5 protein-coding genes are annotated in these 3,605 nt (G+C 40.0%); 2 read left to right on the top strand and 3 right to left on the bottom strand.

The window, feature by feature from the left end; genetic code table 11:
• Nucleotides 1–72 precede the first annotated feature (72 nt).
• Nucleotides 73–210 carry a winged helix-turn-helix transcriptional regulator gene (locus D5281_RS27100; protein WP_334296637.1) on the top strand — a complete coding sequence of 46 codons (138 nt, stop codon included), beginning with the start codon at nt 73–75 and terminating at the stop codon, nt 208–210.
• Nucleotides 211–264: 54 nt separating this feature from the next.
• Here the strand turns inward: D5281_RS27100 and D5281_RS24330 are convergent, their stop codons facing one another.
• Nucleotides 265–783: a nitroreductase family protein gene (locus D5281_RS24330; RefSeq protein WP_160562448.1), complete on the bottom strand. Its 519-nt coding sequence runs from the start codon at nt 781–783 to the stop codon at nt 265–267.
• 149 nt (nt 784–932) lie between these two features.
• On the opposite strand from D5281_RS24330, the gene D5281_RS24325 reads away from it, so the two are divergent.
• On the top strand, nt 933–1,301 hold the full coding sequence (locus D5281_RS24325) for a winged helix-turn-helix transcriptional regulator (protein ID WP_160562447.1): 369 nt from the start codon (nt 933–935) through the stop codon (nt 1,299–1,301).
• 699 nt (nt 1,302–2,000) lie between these two features.
• Here the strand turns inward: D5281_RS24325 and D5281_RS24320 are convergent.
• The gene (locus D5281_RS24320; protein ID WP_160562446.1) at nt 2,001–2,618 is read right to left on the bottom strand and encodes a hypothetical protein; all 618 of its coding nucleotides are present in this window, start codon (nt 2,616–2,618) and stop codon (nt 2,001–2,003) included.
• A gap of 81 nt (nt 2,619–2,699) precedes the next feature.
• Complete coding sequence (locus D5281_RS24315; RefSeq protein ID WP_160562445.1) at nt 2,700–3,416, bottom strand: argonaute/piwi family protein; 717 nt, start codon at nt 3,414–3,416, stop codon at nt 2,700–2,702.
• Nucleotides 3,417–3,605 lie beyond the last annotated feature (189 nt).

The following is a 3,605-nucleotide window of genomic DNA, read 5'->3' as shown; positions in this document are numbered from 1 at the left end:
CCCGATAGACTCCAGGCAACAATCCAATATATTTTTAGCCACAAATGTTACAAAAATGCTTGACCACTACAAATCATCCTTCGAACTGTTTTCCCCGAAGTCCCTCCGAGGGTTGAATATTCATTAAGCGAAATAGGCAATACCCTGAAACCAGTCTTAGGCGGGCTGTGTGAATGGGGAAAGACATATCAGGAATATCAGCGGCAATAAAAGTTTGGAAAAGGGCTGAAATATCACAGCCCTTCTCCTCGCATTATGCCCTGTCTATACCGTTTCGTAAGAAACCAGTTCTTCCACCGGGATGCGTGTCTGCGAATGGCGCTCCGGATCAGCATCTTCCTCATCTGAATATCCGACTGCAAGGATATTGATCGGCTCCAGATTATCCGGCAGTGCGAACTCCCTGCGTATTACATCCGGCTTGAAATAGCATATCCACACGGAGCCAAGGTCTAATTCCGTTGCCTGCAGCATCATGTGGTCTGTAAGTATGGATGCGTCTATGTCGGTGGTCTGCTTTTTATCAAACGGGCGCACCCATGCCTTTCCGTGGTCAGCGCAGATGATGACCGCCAGCGGCGCTCCGTAAAGGTTCGCCCCTTTCCTAATCTTCGCAAGCCCCTCACTGCTCTGGACGATGATCAGGCGGACGGGCTGGAGGTTGGCCGCAGTCGGCGCAACATGAGCCGCCTCCAGAATCTTTTGCAGCTTTTCCTCCTCCACCTTTTTGTCCTTATAGCTCCGGACGGAATAACGCTTCTTTGCAATTTCGATAAAATCCATAGTGGCAAATCCTCTCTTTCTATTGTATACTGAACGTGTTAATTAACCGTTGACCTAAATTTTAGCAGGATACAGAAATTCCGCAAGAATGCACTTTTTGGGTAGATACTTCCCAAAAGGGTAGCTATAAAAAGGAGAGGATACAGACAATGGAATATTCAAAAGACCAGTTCAACTGCCCGGTGGAGGCCACGCTGTTTTTGATCGGCGGGAAATACAAGCCTCTCATCCTCTGGTATCTGATAGAAAAACCGCTCCACTACATGGAGCTGCAACGTATGATCCCGAAAGCGACACCCAAAATGCTATCGCAGCAGTTACATGATTTGGAAGAATGCGGGATGCTGCACCGGGAGGTCATCCCGGACAAGCCGCCCAGGACACTGTACTCCCTCACCCCATTTGGACGCAGCGTCATCCCCGTGCTGGATGCCATGTGCGATTGGGGTGCGGGCTTTTTGGACGGGCTGGACATCCAGCCGCCATGCTGCACAAAAAAGTCAGCAGGAGAACCGTGACAGGCTTTCCTGCTGACTTTATTATTCCATATCCCTGAACGTGCCAGCCATTCCTCCCACAAGGCTCCACCGGCGTTGCATATAAGATTTGAGGTTTTCTGTGCTTTGCCGATAATCCACACAAGCCATTAATGAATTCCGCTCTTTCCTATTACTTCGACAGAATACCGTTCCCGCTAAAGCAAAAGCATCCACTGAATTATACCATAAAAATTTTCTGTTTTTTATCCAATTGCACGAAACGACTATTTTTCGGGAGTAGAAAGCAAAAAAAAGAGCCATTGAACAGCCCTTTACTTATATCATTAATATTCCATTCATTTTTTACCGTTTTTCTCATATACAAACACGAAAACCCTTTACACTATCACGGATACCCTTATATTATCACGAAAACTCCCAGCCTGTTTCCGTGATAGTACAGGCAGTTTCCGTGTTTGTATAAGGGTTTTGCCTACGAGTATATACTATCAGGCAAAACAACCACAGAACAACCGTTCGTACCTTCGCCAATGTAAAAATACCCTTAAAAGCACACGGAAATAATGTAACTTTGAAAGCTATGTAGTGCCGAAAGTGGCGGATTTACGGGCTTTCTCGGCTTTCCGTGTCTGTATCTGCCGGAAACTAAGACACCCTGACAAAATATGACAATATCCCCCATATTCCAACAAGAACTACAAGTTTCTCATTCTCGGTTTACTCCGCACTCTCACTAAGTATGACGTTTTCTCTATTAGATAACATTTTTAATAACTCATCAATCAGCTTATCAATAATTTGTAACTTTTCACTATTAAAATCAAATTCTTTATTCGTGTTTTCATCATTACAATATAGAATTCTTTGAGGTGAAAAGTAACAATTTTGATTAGTTAACTCCTGCTTGTAAATTTTCTCTTCTAAGTGTTCCATAAAATTGCGCAGCTTATTATCAAAAATTCTATCACAATTTTCTATTACATCGCTTATGCTTTTCCAATCAGAACTTTTTTCATTTGCTCTTGCCTGCTTTATACAAGTAATAATTCTATGTGCCGCTGTAATAACTACAATAAGGTTTCCAATTACCTTAATTTCGTATATGAATTGATATTCTCTATATTTCTGTTCCCCGAAAATTCCATCATTCATATGGCATGTTTGAGTTTTAGCAAAATTATAGAAATTCAATTTTTCCATATTTTCATCAAGTACTTCCACTGTTGATTTATATATCTCATAATTTATCAACATATGATATAACGAATCTTTTGCTCTTTTATTATTTACCTTATTAATAATGATATCCATTTGTTTGGTTTCAATTGTGAACATAATTTTTCCTCTATTTTTTCCTTTGAGTAGCTTAATTCTTTTATAGCCGCACTTCCAAAATACTCATTTTGCTAATACGTTTTACATAAAATATCTAAAATCATAAGGCTTATCATAAATTACTACATCTTGCTTTGCTACTTGTGAAAGCATCTTGGCAAAATCTAAAGTAACCGGCAAAACTTTATAAAAACTATCTCCGCTATTCCAGTTCATCTTTGTTAGCATCATTATCTCATTTACTAAAGTTGCCCCATCCGATTTCCCCATAAATCGCTTCACAAGAAGTGGAGCCGGAATACCTCTGCCATTTTTGTAATAATTCATGTTCCTTCCGGCTAATTCATCATTCTGTACAGCCCCATGTGTCCAAATCAAAAATGTATCCTTATTTAACTGAATAACTGTCCCCCGTTGAATAGGGAAGTTTGATGTATCTTTCATATCAGATGAATTAAACCGTATTGCTCTCCAAGGTGTAAATTCTTGTATCTGTATTAACTCAATATCGTCTATTCCAGATAGACCGCGTGTTATTCCCTCCATCTCTTCTTTTGTAAAAAATGTTGTTTTATGAATCACCACTCTTTTTAAATCGTATGTTGGAACAGAGTCATCATATAATTTCTTTAAATTTAACATCAGCCTACAAGCATCCTCATTTTTCATAAAAGGATTTTTCTGAATAAACTGCGGATTTTTTAAAGGTCTCAGATATAATCGCATCCCATTTCCTTCCGCATCGAATAGCTGGCTACATCCAATTGAAATTTTTTCGCCATTATTGACTGACTGCACATAACTAAGTCCTACAAACGCAGTGTTCTTATTATATACCCCGGATTCTCGAAAACGTGACGATGAATTTTCGCCACACTTAGCCGAATTCCCTGAATTTTATTGATAAAACCACCATTTTGCACTTGATTAACTCATCGTCATGTTTTATGATGGAGGTATAAACATGACGAGGTGATTGTATGTCGA

This window comes from Parablautia muri, assembly GCF_009917485.1.
Classification (GTDB): Bacteria; Bacillota; Clostridia; order Lachnospirales; family Lachnospiraceae; genus Suilimivivens; species Suilimivivens muri.
The sequence above is the reverse complement of the archived record's forward strand: the minus strand, read 5'-3'. Positions and strand labels throughout refer to the sequence as shown.